The sequence below is a fragment of the Rhizobium sp. Root1203 genome (assembly GCF_001424945.1).
Lineage (GTDB): Bacteria > Pseudomonadota > Alphaproteobacteria > Rhizobiales > Rhizobiaceae > Rhizobium.
On sequence record NZ_LMCW01000012.1, the window covers coordinates 108,558 to 131,660 of the forward strand.

Genomic DNA, 23,103 nt, shown 5'->3' on the forward strand with positions numbered 1-23,103 from the left:
CCCCGTCCTTCAGGCGCTCATTTCCGGCTGGCCCTGGAAGGACGGTGTGCCGGTTTCGGACGCGGCCTTCTCCATGTCGCGCATCACCTGCTTGGTGATGTAGACGTCGGGCCGGTAGAGCTTGATGATCCACTTGATGCTCCCCGCCTGGAGGCGGTAGCGCAGGCGGACGGGAATGCGGACAGGCTCGCCCATGAAGAATGGCGACACCGATAGGATGAACATGCCCGGCACGTCGATCTTGTTGCCGTTGGCATCCTTGTGCTCTTCCTCGAAGGCGATCTGTCCTTCGCCAGTCTGCAGGGTCACTGCGTTCTTGACGCGGGTCTCTGCGAAGACTTGCAGGCCGCGCGATAGCGTGTGCATCTCGGTCGGATAGGCCACCCGGAACCCAAACTTGTGCCGGAAGTCTTCTTCCTCGCCGTCATCGGGCGTGGAAAGCTCAGCGATGTGATCTTCGATAAACTCGGCGAACACGGTCTGTTCCATCGGCTTGCCGTCGATCCCGACCCATGCCTTCCACTCGTCGGACAGCGGAAAGTCGTAGCGGATCCTGTGCTTGCCGTTGTCGGCGGTGCCGCCAGTATCATTCTCGTGGTAGTCGACGACCATGGTCAAAGATGGCTTCTGCCAATCGGTATCGGCGAAGATGGCACTCGCCGGCGTTGCGTGCCGCGTGCCGAGATCGATGAAGCTTTCCAGCGTTGTCACCTTGGCGGTGCCGCTCTTGCGCGCCGGAGCGAATCTATAGCGCTCGAATAGATCGGCGACAGTATCGACCCGGCCGTCTTCGCGATTGACGAAAACAGGGATCTGCTCGGGCACGCCATGCGATCTATCGTTTCGGACAAGCATCTCGATCTTCGAGCCGGCCTTGTCGGCGAGCGCGGTGATCGCCTCGATGTCGACGCCCATCGCGCTTTTCAGTTCCGGGTTGTCAGTGGTCATGTGTCAGCGTCCTTCGTTGCTGGCGTTAAGGATCAAGCGGTTTCCGTCTGGCGCGAGACTTCGCGTGGGGAGAACATGTCGTGCTGCTGGGGATGCTCCGTGGAGAGCGCGCCACCTTCGGTGACCCAGTAGACGGACGCGCGGCGCGGCCGCTTCGGCGTTTTGGTGGCGACGTCGGCGTTGATGGTCACCATGCCGTTGGCGACTGCGAAATCGAGTTTCAGGGTGAGGGCGCCCTTGAAGGTGGCCTTCGGGCTATCGTTGGAAAGGTCTGCCAGCTCGGTCAGCACTTCCTGCAGCTTCGAGGAGAACTCTTTGTTGAGTTCTCCTCCTTCAAGCATGCCGACCAGCGCCTGGCTGTCGCGGATGATTTTCATATGGGGATCCTTTCAGGGTTATCCGCGCGTTTCGGGCGCAAAGGGAATGTCGTCATCCATCTCGCGGGAGAAGTTGGCCGGCGCTCCGGTCGATCCGCCGGCGCTGCGTGTGGCTCGATCTTCGTCGAGCCCGTAGTCGGACGGGCCATCGCCGCCGGCGCGGTATCCGGAGCCTTCGCGCTTGTCGAGGAGTTGGATCGAGGAGTTGAAGCCCTGGAGGACGATCTCGGTCGAGTAACGGTCCTGCCCCTGGCTGTCCTGCCACTTGCGCGTCTGCAGCTGGCCTTCGATGTAGAGCTTCGAACCCTTCTTCACATACTGCTCGACAACCTTAACCAGCGGCTCGGCGAACACGACAATGCTGTGCCATTCGGTTTTTTCGCGACGCTCTCCGCTATTGCGATCGCGCCAGCTCTCGGAAGTGGCAAGACGGACGCTCGCAATCGGTCGACCATCCTGGGTGCGGCGGATCTCGGGATCGGCTCCGACGTAGCCGAGGAGTATGACCTTGTTGACGGAACCGGCCATTACACTGCCTCCGTCGACGTGGGGTTCGGGCGTTCCTCGCTGCCGACGAGCAGGAGGGCGATGAAGGCACTGGCAAGCAACATGATGCCGCCGCTCTCCGTGCGAGCGCGTGGGTCACCATCGATGATGCGACGTGCAAAATGATCGACTGCCGCCAGGTCGACCGGCGCGATGACGCAATCGAAGTCCTTGTCGACAACCGCGATAGCGGACTTGTCGAAGGTGCGAACGACCGGTGTTCCGCCCTTGGCGATGCCAGACGGCAACTCACCTGCGATTTCGGTCAATACGATCTTGCAGCCAGAGCGGCTGAAACTGTCATCGATGACAGTGCAGGGGATAGGGTTTTTCGTCATGAGGCCTCAGTTAAGGTGAGTGCGACCGGACAGCCGCATGAAGAGTTCGATCCATGCCGTTTCGGCTTTCCCCGGACCCCAAGGGTGAAGGGCGCCTGTCAGTTTCGGCTGAGTGAGGTTCGGAAAGTCTGCGGCAGCCTTCGGGCCGAAGAGAGAGATTGCCTCCGCGCGAGCCATGCGATCGTCCATGGCCTCGATCGTTTCGCGTAGGCGCTTGGTCCAGCGGCTGGGTGGCAGCATGCCAGCCGCGGCATAGATGGCTTCATCCCAAGCAGACTTGATCTCATCATCGACGCGGGTGAGGTCGATGCCGGCTTTCATCGCTAGCAGGATCTGAAACGGCTTGCTGCGCTCTCCGAGCAACCACTGATGTCCGTCGCGTAGCAGGAAGAGGCCCGCCATGACCTGGTCGCGCGTCTCGTTGAGGATCGCCTGCGCGCCCTGCACGGCGTGCTGCGCGGCAGAGAAGGCAAAGCCGCCTTCATGTCGACCGTCGAAGCGAGCCTGCTTCGACAGCGCTGCGGCGAGCAGGCGGAAGTTGACCGCGCGCGGGTTTGGATCGCCGATGTCGACACGCATGTTGGTGCCGCAATGGGCAAAGATCGGGATTTCCGTCAGTCGCACAGCAACCGTCATCGACGCGCGTCCCATGCGAGCTGCTGCTCAAGGCCTGCGACGGCGAAATACGTCTGAACGCCGACGTTGAGCGTCACGAGGATCGCTATCACCCAGGATGCGGCGCATATGGCGACCATCCATTCGTAGGGGATGCGGGAGTGGCGCTCGACCGGGATGACCGGTGGAGCGGGAACGCGTGCGCCGAAAGGCGTGAAGTGATCCATGGCTTGGCCCTCGCTGATCGGTTTCGAAATGGCCCCGAAGGACCATGCCGAAGCCGGTCAGGCGACGCGCCGAACGGAGCGGCGCTCGGCAAGGGTGCGCGCTTCTCCAGCGTATTTGTCGATCTGTCGCGTCGAGAATTCACGACGTAGATCAGCCCGATCGCAGCCGGGATTGGCGAGCATGAAGTTCGCCATTTCGTGCGTGATATGAAAATCGGGGGTCGCATTTGCGGTGTGCATATTGGCAGTAGACATTGTGCGGCAGCTCCATGGTGGAATGCCGTAAGTGTGCATAACGCACGCCGTCTTGTCAACAGCAATATGCAAAACGCACGTTTTCTGACGGGCAGCCAGTCAACGTGCGTTCTGAGATCAAAATTTGGGACGAATCACTCTTTGTGGATTGCGTAGTGCACGCGGCCGATTATCTCGACGACATCATCGTCGCCTGTGCCGTCCTCTATGGAGATCGGCGCCTGGTAGCGCGGATCATCAGATTCGGGCAGGAGCCAGTACTTGCCCTCGTCGTCGCGATGTAGGAGCTTGACGGTATGCTCCATCTCGCCGCTGCTGCGCCGCCGCTCGACGATGTACCTTTTCCCTGCGATAGGCTGTTCGCGAGTCTCTTGGATATGGGTGAAGACTAAGACCGATCCTTCCGGATACCGCCTATTCATCGATGGGCCATGGGTTTCGCCGGCATACAGCCGATATGGGCGAAACTCAGGCTCATCAGCTATATAGACCGGGTATTGCTTATGTTCGTCCCATTCCCATGTTTCGGCCCAGTTGCCCGCCTGGATATACGCTGAAACGGTTACCTTGCGTAGTCCCGCGGGTTCTTGCGTATCTTCGCCGGGGCCAAGCCCTTCTCCCGTCAGGAGCCAGGCTTCGCTGACACGGAATGCCTTCGCATACATCTTTGCGGCCCGCGTTATTCCGCGAGTTCCATTCTCGTGCTGGGCATAGGCGCTATAATTCCAACCGAAGAAGTTGGCTGCCTTCTTTGCCTCATCGAAGCCTCGGGCCATGCGCGCGATTTCCAAGCGCTTAGCGGGTTCTGGTCTGTCGTCATATTCCATGGTGTGCATTTTGCACGAAATCAGTGTGCGTTTCGCCTTGACAGTATGGTGTGCGTTATGCACATTATGGAGTATGGAACGCTCAATCGACATACGCACACTCCGCGAAAGGCTCAACTGGACACAGGATCGTCTCGCCGATTATCTCGGCGTTGATCGGTCGACTGTTTCTAGGATGGAGAATGGGCAGCACCGGGTCAGCGGCCCGGTGGACAGACTTCTTGCTGTTCTGCGGCAGGAGGCGGCCGAATGATGTCAGTTTCCTTTCAGTTCCCCACGCGTCGCCGATCGCCACTGGCAGACGCGAACCTCGGCCGGAGCTTGTCCCCCTCCTGGCGCTCCGGCCGCCTTCTATTCCGCAGGGTAGGGAAGCGGCCATCCCGCGTGGTTCATACCCACGAAATCGCAGGTTCGAGTCCTGCCCCTGCAACCAATATACCAGTCCGTTTTGCATGTGGTCCTCCGTAACCTGCTGACGGACTGAAACTCACATTTATCGACCCTTCCCACCACGGGAAAACGCGCCGGGATTTCCCAGCGTGGGAAAGCTTTGTCTGCGAGGTGCACCATGAGCAATGACACGATGACCAATGCGTGGTTTCACCGTCTTAAGGCGGCCAACCGTCAGCTAATCAAGCTGAACGGCGGGATCGAGCTATCCGCAGAGATCACGTCGCTTTCGAAGAGCCAGATTGGCCGTTGCCACAGCGATAGCGACACAGAGTTGCTGCCACTCCCGGCCGTCATGCGGCTCGAGGCCGAGTGCGGGAATTATGCCGTGACCCGAGCACAGGCTGAGTTGCACGGATGCAAACTGGCTGATCCTCGGGAACAGAAGACCGATGGCGTCACCGTTATGCGAGGAGCCGCCGAGCTTGGCGGGCGGGTTGCCCAGTACCAGCACAATCATTTCAACGCTGCCATGGATCTGAAGCTGACGCGCTCAGAGCTTTCGCAGGGAATGCGCGACCTGCAATCCGTAGTCGAGACGGCGAGCTCTTTGATGAATGCCTACGCCTCGGCCCTGGCCAACGGTGGCGAAGACGCACCCGCGCTTCGTCTGGTCGGAGAGGAGTGATCGGTATGACCCGTTCTCGCCCATCGTCCATTACCTTTCGAAACATCAAGATGTCGGCTGCCGACGTCGCATCTCTCATGCGTAACCTCAATCGTCACGATATTCCCCTTTCGTCGAAGCGGTGCAGCGTGTGCCCGAAGTGCGAACATGTCCTCTCGATCGGAGAAGTCGTCGAGAAATACTGCATCGCATGCGGAGATATCGAGCCCAGCGAGGTTCGATCATGAACGTCAACATCAATGTCTACTGGACCGAGGAACGCGTGGAACGCGCCGCGAAGCTCTGGTCCGACGGGCTGTCCGCCGCGGCGATTGCCGAGCGGCTGGGGGGCGTAAGCCGAAACGCCGTCATCGGAAAGGCGTATCGCCACCCCGAGTGGTTCCCGCCGCGTGGGGGAGTTGCTCCTCGGATCGAAAGGTCGTTAAGGGCAAAGCCTGCTGTATCGCAGCCTAAAGCGCAAAAATCGCCGTTCCGGGCGGACAATGTTCGAAAACCCGCACGCCTTCCTGACGTTCCGATTAGCGTCCCGGTGCGACCGAGCGGAGCCTTTCGCCATCGGGATTTTCCGATCGGCGGCGCAGCTTCCGTGCCCTTCGCTAAGCTTAGCAACTTCCAGTGCTCGTGGCCGCTGACTGACTTCGAGGATGCCGATACCGGAGACATGCCGTGCTGCGGCCGTCAAAGACGTGGCGGGATTGCGCCCGACAGCGCCTACTGCGCTGAGCACGCGGCCATTTCGCGAGGAGCGGCCTGATGGACTACGGCTCGTTCCTACACGCAAAAATCCAGATGGCACCTGAGGGCGGGTTTGCCGTTTCGGAGGACGAAATCAATCCGATCCTGAAACCACATCAACGGGCAATGGTCGTTTGGGCTTGTGCCGGAGGCCGCCGCGCGATCTTCGCAGCATTCGGCCTCGGCAAATCAGTTATCCAACTGGAGATCCTTCGCCTGGTGCTCAAGCGCTTCGGGGGGAAGGCACTGCTCGTCATGCCGCTGGGTGTCCGGCAGGAGTTTCGTCGCGACGCCGCAATGCTCGGGCTCCAAATCACCTTCATCCGGTCGGTGCTCGAGGCGAGTGCCGATGGCCTCTACATGACGAACTACGAGACGGTCCGAGACGGCAAGATCGATCCGCATTTCTTCACCGCGACCAGCCTAGACGAAGCGTCTTGCCTTCGTGGGTTTGGCGGATCGAAGACGTTCCGAGAATTTATGCGTCTTTTCGACGGGGTGAAATTCAAGTTCGTGGCGACGGCAACCCCGAGTCCGAACGAATATATTGAGCTGCTCGCTTACAGCGCCTTCCTGGAGGTCATGGACGTAGGGCAGGCGAAGACGAGGTTCTTCAAGCGCAACTCCGAAAAGGCCGACACGCTCACGATCCATCCGCATAAGCAGCGGGAATTCTGGCTTTGGGTTGCCAGTTGGGGGCTGTTTGTCGAACGGCCGTCCGATCTCGGCTTTTCGGATGAAGGATATGATCTGCCGGAAATGGTCGTCAACTGGCACGAACTGCCAGCGGACCACGCATCGGCCGGGAGCGAACGCAACGGGCAGGGCAGGCTTTTGCGGGATGTCGCCGCGTCGCTGGTCGAGACAGCACGTGAGAAGCGTGACAGCCTGCCTGCTCGCGTCGCGAAAATGATGGAGCTTCGCGCCGAAAACCCGGATGCCCACCGTCTGATCTGGCACGACCTCGAAGCCGAGCGCCATGCGATCGAGCATGCCATTGCCGATGTCCGCACTGTTTACGGGACACAGGAACTCGACGAGCGTGAACAGACGATCATCGACTTTTCCGAGGGCCGCATCCGCGAATTGGCGGGCAAAGCGTCGATCATGGGATCGGGTTGCAATTTCCAGCGCTTTTGCTCCTGGGCAATCTTCCTCGGGATCGGCTTCAAGTTCAACGACTTCATTCAGGCCGTCCATCGCATCCAGAGATTCCTGCAGACGAGCACCGTTCGGATCGACCTCATCTACACAGAGGCCGAGCGACCCGTGCGCGAGAGCCTGCAGGCGAAGTGGCGTCGGCATATCGAGCAAAGGGCTGAAATGACCGCGATCATCAAGGAATTCGGGCTATCTGCCGCGGCGATGGCCGCCACGCTGTCGCGCGCAATGGGCGTCGAGCGTATCGAAGTCACCGGTGAGGGATATCGCGTCGTCAACAACGATTGCGTTGTCGAGTGCAAGTCGATGATCGAAAACAGCGTCGATCTCATCGTCACGTCCATCCCGTTCTCTACCCAGTACGAGTATTCGCCGAATTACGCGGATTTCGGGCACACGGACGACAATGGTCACTTCTGGGAGCAGATGGATTTTTTGATCCCGGAACTATACCGGGTCCTTGCACCTGGCCGTATCGCCGCCATTCACGTCAAGGACAGGATCGTTCCTGGTGGTATGACAGGCCTCGGCTTCCAGACCGTCTATCCCTTCGCCGACGATTGCACGGCGCATTTCCGCAAGCACGGCTTCGCGTTTCTTTCGCGAAAGACAATCACGACGGACGTCGTTCGCGAGAACAACCAGACCTATCGCCTCGGTTGGTCCGAACAGTGCAAGGACGGTAGCCGCATGGGCAACGGCCTTCCGGAATATCTTCTGATCTTTCGAAAGCCCCCAAGCGATTCATCGAACGGCTACGCTGACAAGCCAGTAGGAAAGCGCAAACGAGAATGGGCTGGCGCCGGGCCCAACACCGGATGGAACAACACCGATGGTTATTCGCGTGGACGTTGGCAGCTCGATGCCCACGGTTACGAGCCGTCATCCGGAAACCGTCTGCTCCAGCCTGACGAGCTGCTCGGCCTGGAGGCTAGCCAGATCTTCAAAATCTGGAAATCGTTCTCACTCGAAGCGGTGTATGAATTCGAGCATCACGTAAAGGTCGCCGAGGTCCTGGAAGAGCGCGGCATGCTTCCGTCCACCTTCATGCTGCTGCCACCGCACTCCAAGCATGACGACGTCTGGACCGACATCACCCGCATGCTGTCGATGAATACGCTGCAGGCAGCCAAGGGCAAGGAATTGCACCTTTGCCCGCTCCAGTTCGACATCGTCGACCGAGCGATCCAGCAGTATAGCGAGCCCGGGGAGACGGTTTTCGATCCCTTCGGCGGCCTGATGACCGTGCCCTACCGTGCTTTGAAGCTCGGTCGCAGGGGCGAAGGCGTGGAATTGAACCCGGCCTATTTCTTCGACGGTTGCAAGTATGTCGAGGCAATCGCGAAAGAGAAGGCGATGCCGAGCCTATTCGACATCATGGAGGCTGCCGAGTGAGCGAGCCGATCCGCCTCTTCATCGTAACCGACGATCCCGACAAGGCATGCTTGGCCGTGATCGGTTTTCACCGATCAGAGTTGCCGCCGTTTATTCGCATCGTAATGGATGCGGATGAGATCAGGTCGTTGCCCGAGGGGGCGCGGTGCATCGGCCAGTGGTTCCAATGGGGGGCGCGCCGCCACGATGGCGCACAGCTCGCGTGGATGGAACGCAAGGACCGCGGCGGCCTCGAAGGCATGACCGAGGCTTTCTACCAGAGGCTGGAGGAATGGGCCTCCAAGCGCCGCGAAACCGAGGCGAGGATCCTCGCGGAGGCTGTCTCCGAACTCAGTGATGGCCGCGTCATTCCATATTCCGAATTTTCCAACGCGCATGCAGCCGCTCACGCCGTCGCATCCGAAAAGGTTGCCGTCATGCCAAATCAGTCGAGGTGGTCTTAATGTTGAACGTGGATCGTTTTGGCCTGGCGCCGGTCGTCACCAAGCAGCAACTGGTTGCCATGGCCCCCCATGTTCGTTCCGAATGCCTGGCTCTTATGAGGGAGGCGGGGCTTAGCGAGGAAGCCATAGGCAGGAAGTTGCGCGTGCGGGCCAGTGTCGTTCGTCGCATTGCTGATGCTCGGCATTTATTCCGTCTTCCGAAAGTTGTTCTTGCCGGCGAAGTCGACGACGAGATCGAGGCTGGGCCAAAGACCATCAAAAAGCACGACGGTCTGCCGCGTGGTTCTTTCATGATCCTGAAGTTCGCCGTTCAGCGCAATTTCGAATTTTCTCTCAGCAAAGACGCCCTCGCCAGGGAACTCAATGCCGAACCTAAGGTGATCGACACCGGCATGACCCGGCTGGTCGACGAGGGGTTCATCCTTCGCATCCGGGCCGGGGTAGGCGGAAAGCCACCGATCTATCGCCTGACCGAGCGTGGCGAGCAGCTCGCGGCGACCGTCTTCAATCTCACCTCCGCCGGAGCCTGATGAATGCTCTCGGACTCGATCAGGCATATGCGGGAGCGAATGAAGCAGGATGGCACGACCGCTGGCCTGCTTCTGGCACTGCAGGCCTTCGAGATTGAAGCGAAAAATATGGAAGAGCGGCTGCACATGCTGCTCGGCCGCCCGCACGTGGCGCTCGATGGAAACCTGATCTCCGCGCCGGAACCCGTCATCGACCTGACAGGAGTATCTCCATGAAGGACTGCAAGACACGCGTCGTTCTGGTTGTCGCACCGAGTGTGATGGAGCGCCACCGGACGCTCAGAGCGTTCGGGCTGGACCCGAGCCGCGATGGGATACGCTACGTCGAAAAGGCCTATGGCCTGCGCGGCTGGTCGCGCGGCACGCCTTACCTCGCGCTGCACACCGAGAACTGGTCGACCATCGAGGGGATAGCGCTTGACCAAGCGCTGGGCGCTCTCACGCGCAGCGGGCAGCTGCGGATCGCAAACGAGAAAGACCTGGCTCAATTGAAGGAGAGCGTCTCATGCTGAGTAAGGCTGACCCGAGGCATGCGACCTCGTCTGCAATGAGTGGGAAGATCGATGATCGCCAGGCGCTTGCCGCGATCGTGCTTTGGAATTCCGGGCTGTTCGATACCTTAGACATCAGCAAGACCCTTTCGATCGGGGAGGATGCGGTCTATCGCACCTTGCATGCTGCGCGCCACGTTGTTGCGGGAGAGCCTGCATGACAGCGATGCCGACACTGTTCGACGGCATGTCGATTGATGACATTCACGCATTCGCGGAAAAAGAGGGATGGGCGGAGCCGATCATCATCGACAGCTTCGCCGGCGGCGGCGGGGCTTCGACAGGAATCGAGCAGGCGCTAGGCCGTTCGCCCGATTTTGCGATCAACCATAATGCCGATGCGCTGGCGCTACACGCCGTCAATCACCCGGAGACGGTCCACCTTTCCGAGAACGTCTATAAGATAGATCCGCTCGATCATCTGCGCGGGAAACACATCGGGCTCGCCTGGTTCTCTCCGGACTGCAAGCACTTCTCCAAAGCCAAGGGCGGCAAGCCTGTCTCGCGCAATATCCGCGACCTTTGCTGGATCATCCCTGGTTGGATCGCGCGTATTCAGAAGAGTGGCGGCAAGGTCGACGTCGTCTTCATGGAGAACGTCGAGGAATTCAAGGATTACGGCCCGCTGATGCAGACCGCACGCGGCGAGATGCCGGATCCCGCTCGCAAGGGCGAGACGTTCCAGAAGTGGTGCAAGAAACTGCGCTCCCTCGGCGGCAAGATCGAAATGCGCGAGCTGCGTGGTCGGGACTATGGCGCGCCGACCATCCGCAAGCGTCTGTTCATCATCATCCGCTTCGATGGTCAGCCGATCGTCTGGCCGGCAAAGACGCATGGTAGCCCTGACGATGCCGACGTCATCGCCGGTCGCAAACTGCCTTGGCCTATCGTAGCTGATTGTATTGATTGGAGCCTTCCTTGCCCATCGATCTTCGACACGTCGAAAGAGATCTGGGGCAAGTATGGTCTTCGCGCCGTGCGGCCTCTTGCCGATGCCTCTCATGCGCGCATTGCGCGGGGGTTCGACCGCTACGTCCTTCGAGCCAGCCGGCCGTTTCTTGTCCGGACGGGAAGCAATCGCCCGCTATTGGCGCCGCATCTGTCAGCCTACTACGGTAAAGGCAACGGTAGCGTCGATCGGTCTGCGCCCATCGATGATGCAATCCGTGTCATCCCTTGCGAAAATCGCCATGCTGTTATCGCACCGGTCCTCACCTACGCCCAACAGGGCGGCGCGAACCGACCAATTGATGGGCAGGCGCATACGATCACCGCGAGCGGCAAAGACCAGAACTCGGTCATGTGCGCCTTCATGGCGCAGGCCAACAATGACAGCCGGCGCATCGGCGGCGTCAATCCCGGACGTCGTATGGACGAAGCCGCTTCGACAATCACCCAAACAGGTAGTCATCAGCAGCTCGTCTCGGCCTATATCGCTCGCGACTTCGGAACCTCTACCGGACACGCCATGGACGTGTCCGCGGCGACGGTAATGCCTGACGGGCAGGGCAAGAGCCGTCTGATCATGCCTTACCTGCAGTCCTACTACGGGACCGGGGATGGCGGACGCGAGGACGCATCCTGCCGCACGGTCACTGTTCGCGACCGCTTTGGCCACATCGAGGCTCATGTCGACGTACCTCCATTCACAGAGGGGCAGGCCGCACGGGCGCGCCAGGTGGCCGAGTTCCTTCGGTCTCATGGCTTCTGGGATGAGCGCGAATTCGTCGCGATCGATGTCGAGGGGAGCACCTTCGTCGTCGTCGACATTGGCATGCGCATGCTGACCCCTCGTGAGCTGTACAATGCGCAGGGTTTCCCATCCGACTACAAGATCGATGGTTACTACGATCACGCGCGCGACGGCCACAAGGGCGGCCCGGTCTGGGTGCCATTCTCGAAGGAAGTGCAGGTGTCGTGCGTTGGCAATAGCGTCTGCCCGCCTGTGGCGAGAGCGCTTGTCGCTGCCAATTGCAATCACCTTGCCGTTGTCAGGATGAAGGCGGCGGCATGAGTAATCCGGTCATCGACGAATTCGTCTTAAAGGCGAAAAAAGTCTCCGTCACCGAGGCTGCGGTTCGCCTTGGTGTTCCGCGTCCAAAAGGGGAAAGTACCGGCCGGCCAGCTTGGTCCAGCGACAGAGGCCAGCCATGCCCGCGCTGTGGCGGCAACGATCGATTTTCGATTAGCGCCAGCAAAGAGGCATGGAACTGCCGAAACTCCGAGACCGGGGGCCGCTCGGCAATTGGTCTCGCCGGATACTTGCTTCGTTACGATCTGAATTCCCGGTCGGGATATCTTGAAGCGTGCTCGGCCGTCCTCGGTGAGCCTATTCCGGAAGGTGGAGAGCGAGAGACACCGGAAGAGTGTCAGACACGTGAGCGACGAATGGCCGAGAGCAGGGCTCAACTCGATGCATCAGAAGCCGAGCGTGAGCGTCAGCAGAATGAATTTCGCGACCGTGAAGTGCGGAAGGCACGAGGCATTTATTTTAACGCTCAGGAATGCATCGACGACGAAACGATCGGTGCAAAAATGATCCGTGCCTATCTCCGGCGTCGCACCGGATACGTGATGCCGGCTGCCGCCTTCTCGAACTTCCGCTTCAGTGAGCGCCACAGCTATTGGCACGGACAGGATCAGCAGGGGCGACCGGTGTCGATTTACGCCGGTCCGGCGATGATTGCTCCGTTTGTCGACTTGGCGGGGCGCGTGACCGGTTGCCACGAGACATGGCTCGATCTGCGCAACGCGCCGAAGTACCGACCGGACCTCGGCAAGGATGAGAAGGGCGAAAGCCTGACGACTAAGAAGATGCGGGGCACCAAGAAAGGCTCGTTGGTGCCGGTGCTCGGGGACATGTCAGCGTTGCGGTGGATTGGCGGCGAGGGGATCGAGACCGTTGCTGCCGTTGCGGGATACGAGAGCTTTCGGGCTGACACGTTCTATTTCGCGGCGGGCGATCTGGGCAATCTGTCCGGACCGGCCGATCGGGCCAAGGGTCGAAGCGAAACTCACCTGGACAGTGCCGGCAAGAAGGTGCGCGTTTATCCGTTTCCGAAGGCTGATCAGAGCGCGGCCGAGGCGATCCAATTGCCTGATCACGTTCGGGCACTTGTGCTGCTCGCCGACGGCGACAGCGAATTCTACTTCACCGCGGCTGCGATGGCGCGGGCGAAAGCCCGTTTGGCCAAGATCGGCCGCGATATCAACATCTGGTGGCCCCCGCAGGGCAAGGATTTCGCCAGTCTGCTATCCGAGAAGGCTTGAGGGCGCGCATGCAAGATAATATCTCCGTCGATATGCCGGGTGGTCTCCGAGAGATCATCCAAGAAGCCGGTGTTCAGCGTGGCTTCACAGGTGACCCCGAAACCCCACCCGTCTCAGACGACTCTGATGAAACTATCGAGCAAGGGCCGCCGCCGCCCGTCGACGACGATCTGAAGGCGACGTTGGAATATTGCGCCGGCCTCGATCACTCAGACACCGACAATGGCAAGCGGTTGCTGAAGCACTTCGGACAGGATCTTCTTGTAATCAGCCAAGAGAAGGCGAAGTCGGCGCTCTACGGCGTCTGGACCGGGACGCACTGGGATATCTCCAACGGCGGTCCGAAGGCACTGGCAATCGCGCAGCAGCTCGGTGACAGGATCGGACAGGAGCGGCATTACATCAAACCGACCCAGTCGGAGCAGGAGCGGATTGAGGCGGGCAAAATCGCTGCCGAGATGGACGCCGCGGGTCAGGATGTCGATGTGGGCAAGCGAAGGCTGTTGGCCGCTCGGGAGAAAGCACTTGACGCCTTCAGCAAACGCGTGAAGAGACGGATGGATCATGCTGTTTCATCGAAGAATATTGCCCGTATGAATGCTGCACTCGCCTGCGCCGCGCCACATATCATTCGCACTCCCGACGATCTGAACGCAGATCGGATGCGCTTCGCGGTTCAGAACGCGACACTTCGTTTTGAGCGCAAGATGCAACGGCAGAAGAACGCGAGATTCATTAGCCGCGAGGAAACGCCAAACGTTCCGGAGACCATCGAAATCTGCATTGAGGCGGATGTGAAAGTGACGGACGGGCATCGGCGCGAAGACCTGATCACGCATGTTGCACCTGTCCGCTATGAGCCGAAGGCCGCCTGCCCGAGATGGATGCGGTTCCTCGAGACTATGCTCCCGGACCCGGCCGTTCGCCGCCTGGTGCAGGTCTCGTCCGGCCTCGGCCTTGTTGGGATCACTGTCCAGTATCTCTTCTTCCACTACGGCGACGGGGCAAACGGCAAGTCTGTCTACATGGAAACGTTGTGCCGACTGCTGGGAGAGGTGGCGGTCACGCTACCCGCAACCAGTCTGATCGGGGAGAGCGGATCGTCTGGAGGCGCATCTCCGGACCTCGCCCGCCTACTAGGCCGCCGTCTGCTGCGTGTGAAGGAATTGCCTGAAGGTGAAGATCTCAAAGAGAATCTCGTGAAAGAGCTTACGGGGGGCGAAACCATCACGGCCCGTGATTTGTTCGCAGGCTATATGGACTTCGACCCGATCTTCGTCGTGATCATGAGCGGCAACGGCTATCCAAAAATCAGCGGCAATGATGACGGCATCTGGCGGCGAATGGCGGTGGTGCATTGGCCCGTAAAGGTGCCAGAGGCTGAACGGCGAGAGTTTGAGGATATGCTTGGTTATTTCAGGCCCGAGTATCCCGGCATCCTCAACTGGTTGATAGAGGGCGTAAGGATCTACCTTAAGGAAGGCCTAGTGATCCCGGACGCGGTGCGAAGCGCTACGCAGGACTATCGCGACGACATGGATCGAACGTCGGCGTTCGTGGCGCGATGTATCGTGAGGGACGAAACGGCAGACCCGCTGCAGGCAAAATTCCTCTACTCCGCCTATTGCCGTTTCACTGAGGACGAGGGCGGCAAACCAATGAACGTCACCGCCTTTGGGCGGGCTATGTCGAAGAAGTTCAAGAAAGACACCACCCAGCGCCTCCACTACTACAATGGCATCCGATTGCGTGACGTGCCCGAGCCGCACGCCTCCGATATGCCGGAGCCGCCGCCTGGCCGGTTCAGCGATGATGAACCCTTGCCCGATGTCTTCTGATGACCCCGGAACCCCACCCGAGGCCTCGGGAACTGTCTCTGTTTTGCGCTTGCGCTGCGATAGTTGCGATAGTTCTGGCGAGGGTTTTGCGATAGTTCGCAGGGGGTGAGGGGTCAATGAATTCAATGGCTTGCGATAGTTGCGATAGTTTTCGCGTGCCTAGTATTAAGAAAAGTGGGGCGAGGGGTGTGAGAAATCATCCATGTAATACGGAAGAACTATCGCAACTATCGAACTAATTGAAATCATTAAACAAAACTATCGCTTAAACTATCGCAAAACTATCTCAACTATCTCCAAGGAAAAGAAAATGAAAAAAGTAACCATTGATCAATTTCTGACTTGGGCTTTTACCCAGGAGCTGTGCAAGGTCGGGGCTGGCAATGACTACGGGCCGAGCATTGCGGGTTCTTGGAATATGATGAGCGCTGTGGCCGAACTGGGCACGTTGATTGATCGCTCGCCAAACGGATACGGAGTTATCCCTGACTACATGGCTGGAGGCGATCCGCATGCAGATGCGGTCGCGGCCGGCAATGCAGTTAAGGCGTTGGCCGCGCGCGGTGGATTTGAGATCGGCGAAGGCTGGAAGCCATTTCCTGAGTGGCGGGATGAATTCGGCCTCATCCAAGCCGAAGTTGAGAACACCGTGGAGGCTTTGCGCCTGAAGCCAGACGCGCTCAGCGGTCGGCATGTTGTCAACCTGGTGGTGACATACGCGATCCTTGGGCGTGGGCCGGATTGGTCAGTCGAACAGCCCGAGGCGCAGATGGTGTCTGTAAACGGCAAACCGCTCTGGTTTGTAATGAAGTCCGCCAAGGATGGCTTCGGGCGCGCATACAACTACGAAGCCGACGGCTTTGATCGTAAGAAGCAGAGGCCAATGCGCGGTGCCTATCGAAAATACGAGCTTTCCGCTCCGTTGCGCGGCGCAATCCTATCCCGATTGGACTGGCAACTGTGGCAAAGCGCGCTCGAAATCCTTCATGCAGATCTTTCCGGGCGGCTGAGCAGCAATTCAATACTGCCGTTTTCGCCGGATCGGTCTCCATGGGCAGCCCATAGAGCTGCATCAACCATGCCTCAAGCCATTGAAAGTGCTTGAATTAAATCTTAGAATTCGGGATTGCAATGCGGCAGTCGGTTGACATACATTAAGCACACTGAAAAAGATTAGAGAAACCCGCTAGGCAGCTGCCCGGCGGGTTTTGCGTTTCCGGACTATGGAGGCGACCATGATCCTCGCCGCTGTAATGGCGGCAACCGATATTGGAGTGTGCTCGTGACGGCTGAATTTCGTTTCGAAGCGAGCGAGATTCTCAATCTGTCGCGGGCAATCAAGGCGCTGCCGGAAGCAATTAAAACGAAAGCCATGGCTAGCGCGATGCGCCGCATGCGCGAGATGGCGCGGTCTCGCATCGTCAAGCGCAACGCCGAACATACAAGGCTGCCTCCCGGTGTGGTCCGGAAGTTGACGACATCGCGCTTCAATGCCGGCGGCAACACACAGGAAGTCATCGTCAAGTCAGGCTGGATACCGCTGCAAAAGCTTGGCGCCACCCAGACATCACGAGGCGTCAGAGTTCGGGGCCGCGGTTCTTATGCCCATGCCTTTCTCTCGGAGATGGATAGCGGGCACCGAGCCGTAGCGATGAGGGTAGGCGACAAGAGACTGCCGATCCGTGAATTGTTCGGACCCAACCCTGCTCATGCGATCACTAACAACCCCGAGGTTTATCTCGATGTGTTGGCGGAGATCATCGAACAGAACCTTGCGCCTCGCGTCCTTCACGAAATCGAGCGTCTCCTCCCTCGGTGAGGTTCGGTCGGGCCGCCGGGCACCCCCCTCGGACGGGCCGCCGGCACCCCCCCTCGGTCAGGGACCGTACGAAGATCCGACCACCTGCGGGCCGGGACGACCCCGAAAGCCTGTCAGTTTTTGCTTGCCAGAACTTGGGTTAACGGGGTTAACGGCGTTAACGCCGGGGTTAACAGACAGGTTAACGATGAGCGATGTCATGGCCTCGATCGCGCAGATTGCTGCGCGCGATGGTGTTTCCAAACCAGCGGTGTCGAAGACCGTTAAAAGGCTTCTTGAGGAGAGAAAAGAAACGCCGGTTGAGCGAGGCAGTCAGGGACAGGTTCTGGGTATTTCGCTTGCCCACTATGACCACTATCGACAGCGCCACGTAAACCCGGCGAAGGCAACGGCGCCTATCCGGTCCGTCGATGGTAGATCGGCAGGCGACGCGCCGCCGCAGCTCAGATCTGAAGATAGCTTCGAGGAAGCCCGTCGCCAGTCAGAATGGCTTAAAGTCGGGCGCGAAAAGATTCGTCACCAAGAGGAATGCGGAGAACTGCTTCGCAAGGATCGCACGTCAGAGGCGGTCGCAATGGCTGGTGCGGAGCTACAGGCGGTCATCAAACGGCTTCCCAATCGTGCCGACGAGATCGCCCTTGCTGTTTCGAAAGAAGGTGTACACGGCGTTCGCGTTCTGCTTCGCCAGGTTGCTTTCGAGATCGGCAACGAGATGGCCGACAAGCTGGTCAAGATTGCGGAGGCCGCCACCGAAACGGATCCGCTGATAGAGGATGAGGACGCGTGACTGTTCACCCAGGCGCCATCAGAGCGGTGACCTCCGCTCTGGCGCGCGCGCTTCGGCCGCAGCCGCCAGTGCCATTCGATCGCTGGCTGCCACAGAATATCGTTCTGGTCGATGGTCCGAAGAAGGGTGAACTCTGGTCGCCCGAGGATGCTCCGTATCTTCTGGAGATCGCACAGTGCCTAAGCCAGGAGCATCCTTCCAACCTGGTAACAGTGCGGAAGGCGCAGCAGACCGGCGTCTCCATCCTCGCTCTCGCCTGGATGATTTACATAGCGGAGAACTGCCCTGACAATGCCATTTACGGCGTTCCGGGGCTCGACGCTCTGCAGGACATCAATTCCGGCAAGCTGCAGCCGATGATCGATGCGTGGCAGAAGCACACGAAAAAGCAGATCATCATGCCGACCACCAGCCGCTCGGGCGTCGGGTCGACGACTTACGAGAAGAAGTTTCCGGGCGGCGCCCTGTATCTCGCAAACGCCAATACCGTCATGGACCTTTCGGCCAAGACGACCCGTTTCGGGGTGAAAGACGAAGTCTCCAAATGGCAGGCGCTTCCGAATGGCGCCGATCCTGAGAATCTGTTCTTCGGTCGTTTCACGGCGTTTCGCCGCCAGAAGACTTACAAGATCCTCGAACTTTCAACGCCGGAACTGGATAGCGGCGACGCGATGGGCGAGGGCCCGGGACACTGCCGTATTGACCGCGGCTTTCGTCGCTCGGATCAGCGGTTTTGGTATATTCGTTGCCCTGAATGCGTCACGGAACAGGTGCAGGTTGATGCCAACCTGCTGATCGACAAGAAGCAGCCGCACAAAACACTCATGCGGTGCGTGAAGTGCGACCATCACATCTCCGAGATGGAGCGCGTGATGGCTGTCCGGGAAGGGCGGTACATCCCTACTTTCTCAGAGCCGGATCGCCATCCGGGCTTTCATGTCGACGCCTTCATGTCGCTGATGATGTCCTACGAGGCCATCGCGGAAGACAAGATCGCATACGAGGCCAAAGGCGAAGCCGGCGCGAAGGACTACCAGAACCTCGTCTGCGCCTTGCCTTACCAGATGAAGGGAAACGCCCCGGACCATCAGAGGCTGATGGAACGGCGGGAAACCTACGACCAGTATGTTTTACCCGCACAGGCGCTGATCTTTACCGTCGGCTGCGATGTGCAGAGCTACGGAATTTATGCAGAAGGTGTCGGGTTCAGCGAGGATCGCCAAAGCTGGACCGTCTTCGCTGAATTCTTCGAGGGGGCGACTGATAATCCCCAGTCCGGTGCATGGAAGCTTCTCGACGAGTTCGTGTCTCAAGAGTTTGCCGACGCCTATGGGGTCTTAAGCCGGCTGGAAGCGATTGGCGTCGATTCCGGCTACCGGACCAACCAGGTGCTTGAGTGGTGCCGTCGTCATCCGAATGCTTACGCGACCAAGGGTATGCCTGGCCGTGGTGTGCCGGCCATCAGTGCGCCAGCCAGAAAGTCCGTCAATCGGCGGGGTAAGCGCAAACGCGTAGGCTCCGCAATGAGCTGGCCGGTAGGAACGTGGCCGCTCAAGGCTGAGTTCTACGGAAACTTGCACAAGACTGGTCTAGCTGCCGGCGAAATTGCCGATCCTCCTGGCTATTGCCACTTCGGCGACTGGCTTGGTGAGGAATATTTCCAGCAGCTGACGTCGGAGTATTTCGACCAAAAGCTGATCAAAGGGAAGTTCCGCGAGGAATGGAAGAAACGGCGCGAGCATAACCACTTTCTCGACTGCCGAGTAATTGCGATGGCGATGGCCGAACACCTCGGTCTTTCGCGCATGACGAAATCGGAATGGGCGCGTTTGCGGGCAATCAAACAGCCGGAGACACCGATCGACCTGTTGTCGCCGCCCAGCGTCGTCGTCGCAGCGCCGCAACCAACGGTACCGGAGCCAAGATCGCTTCCGGTTGACAAGAAAACGGACACCAAAAATCGATGGAACAAGCGGCGGTAAAGCCACGGGTCAGGGTCAGGGCTGGTACGAGCGCAGGTTACATGCGTGACACCCAGTCAGGAGTGATCGCCGCTCGACCAGCGTCGCTGCGGGAGCATCGCGACGAGATCCGCAGGGTGTGGACCCGTGCGGCCGGCCTAGCGATGGATCTTCTGCAGAACAGCGGAAAGCTCCGCGGTGCGGCCGATCAGATCATTGCCGATACTGTTGGCATTGAGCTGCAGCTTAACCCGCGTCCGGATCTCTCCCGGTTCGGCTACAATCCAGCGGAAACAATCGCTTGGATCCGCGAATTGAAAGCCGAGTGGAAGGTGTATGCGTGGACCCCACTGGAGTGCGATTTTCGCGCCAAGTGGACCATTCCGCAAATGACGGATATCGGCGTCCGGCACTGGCTGGCGTTCGGCGAAAGCGTCGGCGTCTGTGACTTCGTTCCGCGGTCGCAGCGTCTACCTGGCACCAAGACCGGCACGAAGTTTCTGTTGTTGTCGCCGCAGCAGTTGGTGCAGGACACCAACGACGTGGAAGGCCTCTATCAGGGCGTCATTCACGATAGCTACGGGCGCCCGATCGCGTATCGCTTCGAAGAGAAGCGGGATGGCTTCAGGCAGAAAATGGATTACCCGGCAAGAGACGCGCAGGGACGCCAGTCCGTCATGCATGCCTACGATCCATTTTCGAGTGACGATGTTCGCGGGATTTCGCCGCTTGTTACGACGTTCCGCAAATACCTGATGGCAGAAAACGTCGATGATGCGACCGCGCAGTTGATGTTCCTGCAGACGATCTATGCAGCAATTCTGAAGAGCGACAAGCCAAGCGCTGAAGCATTCGAAGCTCTGGACATGATGAAAGAGGCGGGCGGCGATGGCGCCGCCGATATCGCGTCTGATTTTGTCGATTACTTCAAGGCGCAGCTCGATCGTGCCGCGGAATCTGAGATCCGTCTTGGTCCGGGTGCCGGCGTTTCGCACCTCGCGCCTGGTGAGGACATGGAATTCAAGAACATCACAGCTCCCGGCCCGAACCACAAGGATGTCATCGGCACCTTCAACAGGGAAACGGCAAGAGCCCTCGGCATCACCTACGGTGGTTATACTCTCGACTTCACGCAGGCGACCTATGCCAGCACCCAGATGGAAAATGCATCCACCTGGCCAATCGCGCGGCGGCGCACCGATCGCATCGCATCACCGCACGTCCTGATCCCGTACGCGAGTTGGGTCGATGAGCGGATCGAGACAGGCTTGACGCCGTTCAAGGGCGGCATCGAGGTTTACCGCGCCAACCGGGAAGCCATTCTATGGGCGCTTTGCACTGGTCCGAGCAAGCCGACCGCTGATGATGTCAAAAAGGCCAAGGGTGCCAGCGAGCGCATCGTCAACGGTACCGGCACGCTCGAGCAGGAAATCAGTGAAGACGGCGGGGACCCGGAAGAGGTCTTTGAAAGCCGTCTCTACTGGCACAATCGATACATTGATGCTGGCATGAAATCGCCCTTCGAACGTGGCCTGCCAAGCGACGCGGCGGCAGACGGCGACACGCCAGCAGGCAAGAACAAGGTGGACGCATGACCAATTCGGTGAAGATCGGCAGCGTCACGATCGATGCCGATGATCCCTGTGCGCTCTATGCCGTGCTCTATACGGCACGGGTAAAGCGTCTCGCCGGTGAGCAGATCGAGGAATCCGAGATCCGGTCTCCGGTCATGCACCAGCGGATAAAGGTCGCGTCGTCGAGCATCACCGATATCGACAAGGAATTGGTAAGGCTCCAGGCAGCCTGCCAAGCGAAGACGACCGGTTGCCGTCCGACACGGCGCATGCGGTTGCGGTTCTGAGGGAACGTCATGAGCTTTCGTTATGCACAGATTGCCCAGCGGGTCTTCAATACGCCGCTGATGTACGATCCTCGTAAGGCCGAGGCATTCCTGCAGGGGTTGGGTAGCCGCATTGCTGGCGACACGGTTGTCATCAATAGCCCAGAGGGTGCCATTGACCACGTCGGTGGAGGAAACGGGCGACCACTAGCCGGAAAGGTCGGCGGGCGCATCGAGCGAGCCTACAACCGGGCAAGCCTTCTGCCTTTTGATATGGTCGACAATGTCGCGATCATTCCAGTCGAAGGTAGTCTGGTCCACAAGGGTGGGTGGGTCGGTTCGAACTCCGGCGAGACCTCCTATCAAGGACTTCAGGCTCAGATATCGATGGCTAGGCGATCGAGCTTGGTTCGTGGTGTCGCGTTTGAGGTCGACAGCTACGGTGGCCAGGTGAACGGTGGTTTCGAAACGGCAGCAGCGATGGCGCAGCTGTCGAAGGAAAAGCCGACGATATCGATCCTTACGGACCACGCCTATTCCGCGGGCTACCTGCTGGCCTCGCAGGCGCGACAGATCGTCATCCCGCGTTATGGGGGCGCCGGCTCGATCGGTGTGATCATGATCCACGCCGACTATTCGCAGGCGCTTGATGATGAGGGTATTCGCCTCACCATCATCCGCGCGGGGAAGCAGAAGGCGGATGGCAACCCTTATGAGCCGCTCAATGCCAGCCTCGCTGAGAAGTGGCAGGCGGAGGCGGAGGGTATGCGTCAGGATTTCGCGGAAGTTGTCGCCAAGGGCCGGCGTGGGCGCATTTCCAAAGCCAAGGCTCTCGCAACCGAAGCCGGCGTTTTCGATGCATTAGAGGCCGTGAGTTTGGGCCTCGCCGACGCTGTCGGTGACCCGCTTGAGGCATTCGACGCCTTCGTCAAGGAAGTAAACCGGGGCTGACCCCAGGAGACTACAATGACCAGTTTGATTGCTGCCATCCGGGCCGCCGTGCGCCCCGGAACGGCTTCTCATTCCTTCGTGTCAGACGAAGGTGACGTGGATGCGCTTGCATCTATTCCAGAAGCGCCTCTTGCAGAGGCATCAACAACCGGAGCGAACATGTCTGATCCACAGACTGGAGCAGGTGCAGCCTCAGCTGTCGCCGCGCTCGCCACCGCCGCCGCTGCTGCCGCCTCTGGGGGCAACAGCGGTTTCAGGGCGGCCACAGACCGCATGACTGCCATTCTCAGCGCGGAGGGCGTCAAGGGCGACGCTAAGCGCATGAGCGCGGCGCTCGATCTCTCCACGTCGTCACCCGACATGGCAGCGGAAGCCGTTGTCGCCTTCGTCGTGGCAAACGTGCCAGCAGCGGATGCGTCGATCCCGACGGCTGCTCCCGATGCGGCAGCAGCCCCGGCAATCGCGGCGGCAGCCTCATATGAGGCTCAGCGCCTCGCTGCCGCCAACCTTGCCATGCCCGGTGCTTCGACTGCCGGAAAAGCTGCCGCTGCAACCATCAACCGTGACGCCATCTTCGCCGCGCGTCGCGCAACCCCGAAGGGAGCATGATT

The 23,103-nt window shown here is 59.5% G+C and carries 28 protein-coding genes and 1 tRNA gene; 21 read left to right on the forward strand and 8 right to left on the reverse strand.

The features are described 5' to 3' along the window. Positions 1-9: 9 nt before the first annotated feature. The 8 genes from ASC97_RS10995 to ASC97_RS11030 form a co-directional block, all read right to left on the reverse strand. Positions 10-948 (reverse strand): DUF2303 family protein, encoded by a 939-nt coding sequence (locus tag ASC97_RS10995; RefSeq protein WP_057468393.1) that lies wholly within the window; start codon positions 946-948, stop codon positions 10-12. 32 nt (positions 949-980) lie between these two features. Next, a complete protein-coding gene (locus tag ASC97_RS11000) occupies positions 981-1,325 on the reverse strand; it encodes a hypothetical protein (protein WP_057468394.1) in 345 nt (114 codons plus the stop codon). Positions 1,326-1,343: 18 nt separating this feature from the next. Continuing rightward, positions 1,344-1,853, reverse strand: coding sequence for a single-stranded DNA-binding protein (locus ASC97_RS11005; protein WP_057468395.1), 510 nt, complete (start codon positions 1,851-1,853; stop codon positions 1,344-1,346). Further along, positions 1,853-2,209: a hypothetical protein gene (locus ASC97_RS11010; RefSeq protein ID WP_057468396.1), complete on the reverse strand. Its 357-nt coding sequence runs from the start codon at positions 2,207-2,209 to the stop codon at positions 1,853-1,855. The genes ASC97_RS11005 and ASC97_RS11010 overlap by 1 nt, the downstream gene beginning before the upstream one ends. 6 nt (positions 2,210-2,215) lie before the next feature. Next, positions 2,216-2,845, reverse strand: a complete 630-nt coding sequence (locus tag ASC97_RS11015; protein WP_156390351.1) for a hypothetical protein — start codon at positions 2,843-2,845, stop codon at positions 2,216-2,218. After that, positions 2,842-3,051, reverse strand: a complete 210-nt coding sequence (locus ASC97_RS11020; protein ID WP_057468398.1) for a hypothetical protein — start codon at positions 3,049-3,051, stop codon at positions 2,842-2,844. Before ASC97_RS11020 ends, ASC97_RS11015 begins: the two co-directional genes overlap by 4 nt. A 57-nt stretch (positions 3,052-3,108) precedes the next feature. Next, positions 3,109-3,306, reverse strand: a complete 198-nt coding sequence (locus tag ASC97_RS11025; protein ID WP_156390352.1) for a hypothetical protein — start codon at positions 3,304-3,306, stop codon at positions 3,109-3,111. Positions 3,307-3,440: 134 nt separating this feature from the next. Next, positions 3,441-4,226, reverse strand: coding sequence for a S24 family peptidase (locus ASC97_RS11030; protein ID WP_057468400.1), 786 nt, complete (start codon positions 4,224-4,226; stop codon positions 3,441-3,443). Here ASC97_RS11030 and ASC97_RS36235 point away from each other — a divergent pair. From ASC97_RS36235 to ASC97_RS11135, 21 genes are all read left to right on the forward strand, one after another. After that, positions 4,207-4,386 (forward strand): helix-turn-helix domain-containing protein, encoded by a 180-nt coding sequence (locus ASC97_RS36235; RefSeq protein WP_156390354.1) that lies wholly within the window; start codon positions 4,207-4,209, stop codon positions 4,384-4,386. The genes ASC97_RS11030 and ASC97_RS36235 overlap by 20 nt on opposite strands. A 104-nt stretch (positions 4,387-4,490) precedes the next feature. Then, positions 4,491-4,566: transfer RNA gene (locus ASC97_RS11035), tRNA-Met, on the forward strand. Between the two features lie 135 nt (positions 4,567-4,701). Continuing rightward, positions 4,702-5,211 (forward strand): hypothetical protein, encoded by a 510-nt coding sequence (locus ASC97_RS11040; protein WP_057468401.1) that lies wholly within the window; start codon positions 4,702-4,704, stop codon positions 5,209-5,211. A 223-nt stretch (positions 5,212-5,434) separates the two neighbouring features. Beyond that, positions 5,435-5,965 carry a GcrA family cell cycle regulator gene (locus tag ASC97_RS11050; protein WP_057468403.1) on the forward strand — a complete coding sequence of 177 codons (531 nt, stop codon included), beginning with the start codon at positions 5,435-5,437 and terminating at the stop codon, positions 5,963-5,965. Further along, entirely contained in the window at positions 5,965-8,502 is a 2,538-nt protein-coding gene (locus tag ASC97_RS11055) for a DNA methyltransferase (RefSeq protein ID WP_200959459.1), read from the forward strand. Before ASC97_RS11050 ends, ASC97_RS11055 begins: the two co-directional genes overlap by 1 nt. Further along, positions 8,499-8,945, forward strand: a complete 447-nt coding sequence (locus tag ASC97_RS11060; protein WP_057468405.1) for a hypothetical protein — start codon at positions 8,499-8,501, stop codon at positions 8,943-8,945. The genes ASC97_RS11055 and ASC97_RS11060 overlap by 4 nt, the downstream gene beginning before the upstream one ends. After that, a complete protein-coding gene (locus tag ASC97_RS11065; protein ID WP_057468406.1) occupies positions 8,945-9,475 on the forward strand; it encodes a hypothetical protein in 531 nt (176 codons plus the stop codon). The genes ASC97_RS11060 and ASC97_RS11065 overlap by 1 nt, the downstream gene beginning before the upstream one ends. Positions 9,476-9,478: 3 nt before the next feature. Beyond that, positions 9,479-9,691 carry a hypothetical protein gene (locus ASC97_RS11070; RefSeq protein ID WP_057468407.1) on the forward strand — a complete coding sequence of 71 codons (213 nt, stop codon included), beginning with the start codon at positions 9,479-9,481 and terminating at the stop codon, positions 9,689-9,691. Next, positions 9,688-9,987 carry a hypothetical protein gene (locus ASC97_RS11075; RefSeq protein WP_057468408.1) on the forward strand — a complete coding sequence of 100 codons (300 nt, stop codon included), beginning with the start codon at positions 9,688-9,690 and terminating at the stop codon, positions 9,985-9,987. Before ASC97_RS11070 ends, ASC97_RS11075 begins: the two co-directional genes overlap by 4 nt. Further along, the gene (locus tag ASC97_RS11080; RefSeq protein WP_057468409.1) at positions 9,981-10,187 is read left to right on the forward strand and encodes a hypothetical protein; all 207 of its coding nucleotides are present in this window, start codon (positions 9,981-9,983) and stop codon (positions 10,185-10,187) included. Before ASC97_RS11075 ends, ASC97_RS11080 begins: the two co-directional genes overlap by 7 nt. A gap of 26 nt (positions 10,188-10,213) precedes the next feature. Then, entirely contained in the window at positions 10,214-12,040 is a 1,827-nt protein-coding gene (locus tag ASC97_RS11085) for a DNA cytosine methyltransferase (RefSeq protein ID WP_057469318.1), read from the forward strand. Between the two features lie 374 nt (positions 12,041-12,414). Beyond that, a complete protein-coding gene (locus ASC97_RS11090; RefSeq protein WP_244481446.1) occupies positions 12,415-13,296 on the forward strand; it encodes a DUF7146 domain-containing protein in 882 nt (293 codons plus the stop codon). A gap of 8 nt (positions 13,297-13,304) precedes the next feature. After that, on the forward strand, positions 13,305-15,134 hold the full coding sequence (locus ASC97_RS11095) for a DNA primase family protein (protein WP_057468411.1): 1,830 nt from the start codon (positions 13,305-13,307) through the stop codon (positions 15,132-15,134). A gap of 310 nt (positions 15,135-15,444) precedes the next feature. Continuing rightward, positions 15,445-16,239: a hypothetical protein gene (locus ASC97_RS11100; protein WP_057468412.1), complete on the forward strand. Its 795-nt coding sequence runs from the start codon at positions 15,445-15,447 to the stop codon at positions 16,237-16,239. Between the two features lie 177 nt (positions 16,240-16,416). Further along, positions 16,417-16,953 carry a hypothetical protein gene (locus tag ASC97_RS11105; RefSeq protein WP_082529970.1) on the forward strand — a complete coding sequence of 179 codons (537 nt, stop codon included), beginning with the start codon at positions 16,417-16,419 and terminating at the stop codon, positions 16,951-16,953. 124 nt (positions 16,954-17,077) lie between these two features. Further along, positions 17,078-17,740 (forward strand): hypothetical protein, encoded by a 663-nt coding sequence (locus ASC97_RS11110; RefSeq protein ID WP_244481447.1) that lies wholly within the window; start codon positions 17,078-17,080, stop codon positions 17,738-17,740. Further along, positions 17,737-19,722 (forward strand): terminase gpA endonuclease subunit, encoded by a 1,986-nt coding sequence (locus ASC97_RS11115; protein ID WP_057468413.1) that lies wholly within the window; start codon positions 17,737-17,739, stop codon positions 19,720-19,722. The genes ASC97_RS11110 and ASC97_RS11115 overlap by 4 nt, the downstream gene beginning before the upstream one ends. A 41-nt stretch (positions 19,723-19,763) precedes the next feature. Then, positions 19,764-21,296 carry a phage portal protein gene (locus tag ASC97_RS11120; RefSeq protein WP_244481448.1) on the forward strand — a complete coding sequence of 511 codons (1,533 nt, stop codon included), beginning with the start codon at positions 19,764-19,766 and terminating at the stop codon, positions 21,294-21,296. Continuing rightward, positions 21,293-21,562, forward strand: coding sequence for a hypothetical protein (locus ASC97_RS11125; RefSeq protein WP_057468415.1), 270 nt, complete (start codon positions 21,293-21,295; stop codon positions 21,560-21,562). The genes ASC97_RS11120 and ASC97_RS11125 overlap by 4 nt, the downstream gene beginning before the upstream one ends. Positions 21,563-21,571: 9 nt before the next feature. Continuing rightward, complete coding sequence (locus ASC97_RS11130) at positions 21,572-22,492, forward strand: S49 family peptidase (protein ID WP_057468416.1); 921 nt, start codon at positions 21,572-21,574, stop codon at positions 22,490-22,492. 15 nt (positions 22,493-22,507) lie between these two features. Beyond that, a complete protein-coding gene (locus tag ASC97_RS11135) occupies positions 22,508-23,101 on the forward strand; it encodes a hypothetical protein (protein WP_057468417.1) in 594 nt (197 codons plus the stop codon). Positions 23,102-23,103: the final 2 nt, after the last annotated feature.

Excerpts from the sequence above, each read along its gene's own strand:
- ASC97_RS11065 (WP_057468406.1), top strand. The coding sequence starts at position 8,945 with ATGTTGAACGTGGATCGTTTTGGCCTGGCGCCGGTCGTCACCAAGCAG.
- ASC97_RS11025 (WP_156390352.1), bottom strand. The coding sequence starts at position 3,306 with ATGTCTACTGCCAATATGCACACCGCAAATGCGACCCCCGATTTTCAT.
- ASC97_RS11080 (WP_057468409.1), top strand. The coding sequence starts at position 9,981 with ATGCTGAGTAAGGCTGACCCGAGGCATGCGACCTCGTCTGCAATGAGT.
- ASC97_RS11130 (WP_057468416.1), top strand. The coding sequence starts at position 21,572 with ATGAGCTTTCGTTATGCACAGATTGCCCAGCGGGTCTTCAATACGCCG.
- ASC97_RS10995 (WP_057468393.1), bottom strand. The coding sequence starts at position 948 with ATGACCACTGACAACCCGGAACTGAAAAGCGCGATGGGCGTCGACATC.
- ASC97_RS11020 (WP_057468398.1), bottom strand. The coding sequence starts at position 3,051 with ATGGATCACTTCACGCCTTTCGGCGCACGCGTTCCCGCTCCACCGGTC.
- ASC97_RS11090 (WP_244481446.1), top strand. The coding sequence starts at position 12,415 with ATGGCCGAGAGCAGGGCTCAACTCGATGCATCAGAAGCCGAGCGTGAG.
- ASC97_RS11085 (WP_057469318.1), top strand. The coding sequence starts at position 10,214 with ATGTCGATTGATGACATTCACGCATTCGCGGAAAAAGAGGGATGGGCG.
- ASC97_RS11100 (WP_057468412.1), top strand. The coding sequence starts at position 15,445 with ATGAAAAAAGTAACCATTGATCAATTTCTGACTTGGGCTTTTACCCAG.
- ASC97_RS11095 (WP_057468411.1), top strand. The coding sequence starts at position 13,305 with ATGCAAGATAATATCTCCGTCGATATGCCGGGTGGTCTCCGAGAGATC.
- ASC97_RS11070 (WP_057468407.1), top strand. The coding sequence starts at position 9,479 with ATGCTCTCGGACTCGATCAGGCATATGCGGGAGCGAATGAAGCAGGAT.
- ASC97_RS11125 (WP_057468415.1), top strand. The coding sequence starts at position 21,293 with ATGACCAATTCGGTGAAGATCGGCAGCGTCACGATCGATGCCGATGAT.
- ASC97_RS11055 (WP_200959459.1), top strand. The coding sequence starts at position 5,965 with ATGGACTACGGCTCGTTCCTACACGCAAAAATCCAGATGGCACCTGAG.
- ASC97_RS11050 (WP_057468403.1), top strand. The coding sequence starts at position 5,435 with ATGAACGTCAACATCAATGTCTACTGGACCGAGGAACGCGTGGAACGC.
- ASC97_RS11040 (WP_057468401.1), top strand. The coding sequence starts at position 4,702 with ATGAGCAATGACACGATGACCAATGCGTGGTTTCACCGTCTTAAGGCG.
- ASC97_RS11005 (WP_057468395.1), bottom strand. The coding sequence starts at position 1,853 with ATGGCCGGTTCCGTCAACAAGGTCATACTCCTCGGCTACGTCGGAGCC.
- ASC97_RS11030 (WP_057468400.1), bottom strand. The coding sequence starts at position 4,226 with ATGTCGATTGAGCGTTCCATACTCCATAATGTGCATAACGCACACCAT.
- ASC97_RS11000 (WP_057468394.1), bottom strand. The coding sequence starts at position 1,325 with ATGAAAATCATCCGCGACAGCCAGGCGCTGGTCGGCATGCTTGAAGGA.
- ASC97_RS36235 (WP_156390354.1), top strand. The coding sequence starts at position 4,207 with ATGGAACGCTCAATCGACATACGCACACTCCGCGAAAGGCTCAACTGG.
- ASC97_RS11075 (WP_057468408.1), top strand. The coding sequence starts at position 9,688 with ATGAAGGACTGCAAGACACGCGTCGTTCTGGTTGTCGCACCGAGTGTG.
- ASC97_RS11135 (WP_057468417.1), top strand. The coding sequence starts at position 22,508 with ATGACCAGTTTGATTGCTGCCATCCGGGCCGCCGTGCGCCCCGGAACG.
- ASC97_RS11120 (WP_244481448.1), top strand. The coding sequence starts at position 19,764 with ATGCGTGACACCCAGTCAGGAGTGATCGCCGCTCGACCAGCGTCGCTG.
- ASC97_RS11015 (WP_156390351.1), bottom strand. The coding sequence starts at position 2,845 with ATGACGGTTGCTGTGCGACTGACGGAAATCCCGATCTTTGCCCATTGC.
- ASC97_RS11010 (WP_057468396.1), bottom strand. The coding sequence starts at position 2,209 with ATGACGAAAAACCCTATCCCCTGCACTGTCATCGATGACAGTTTCAGC.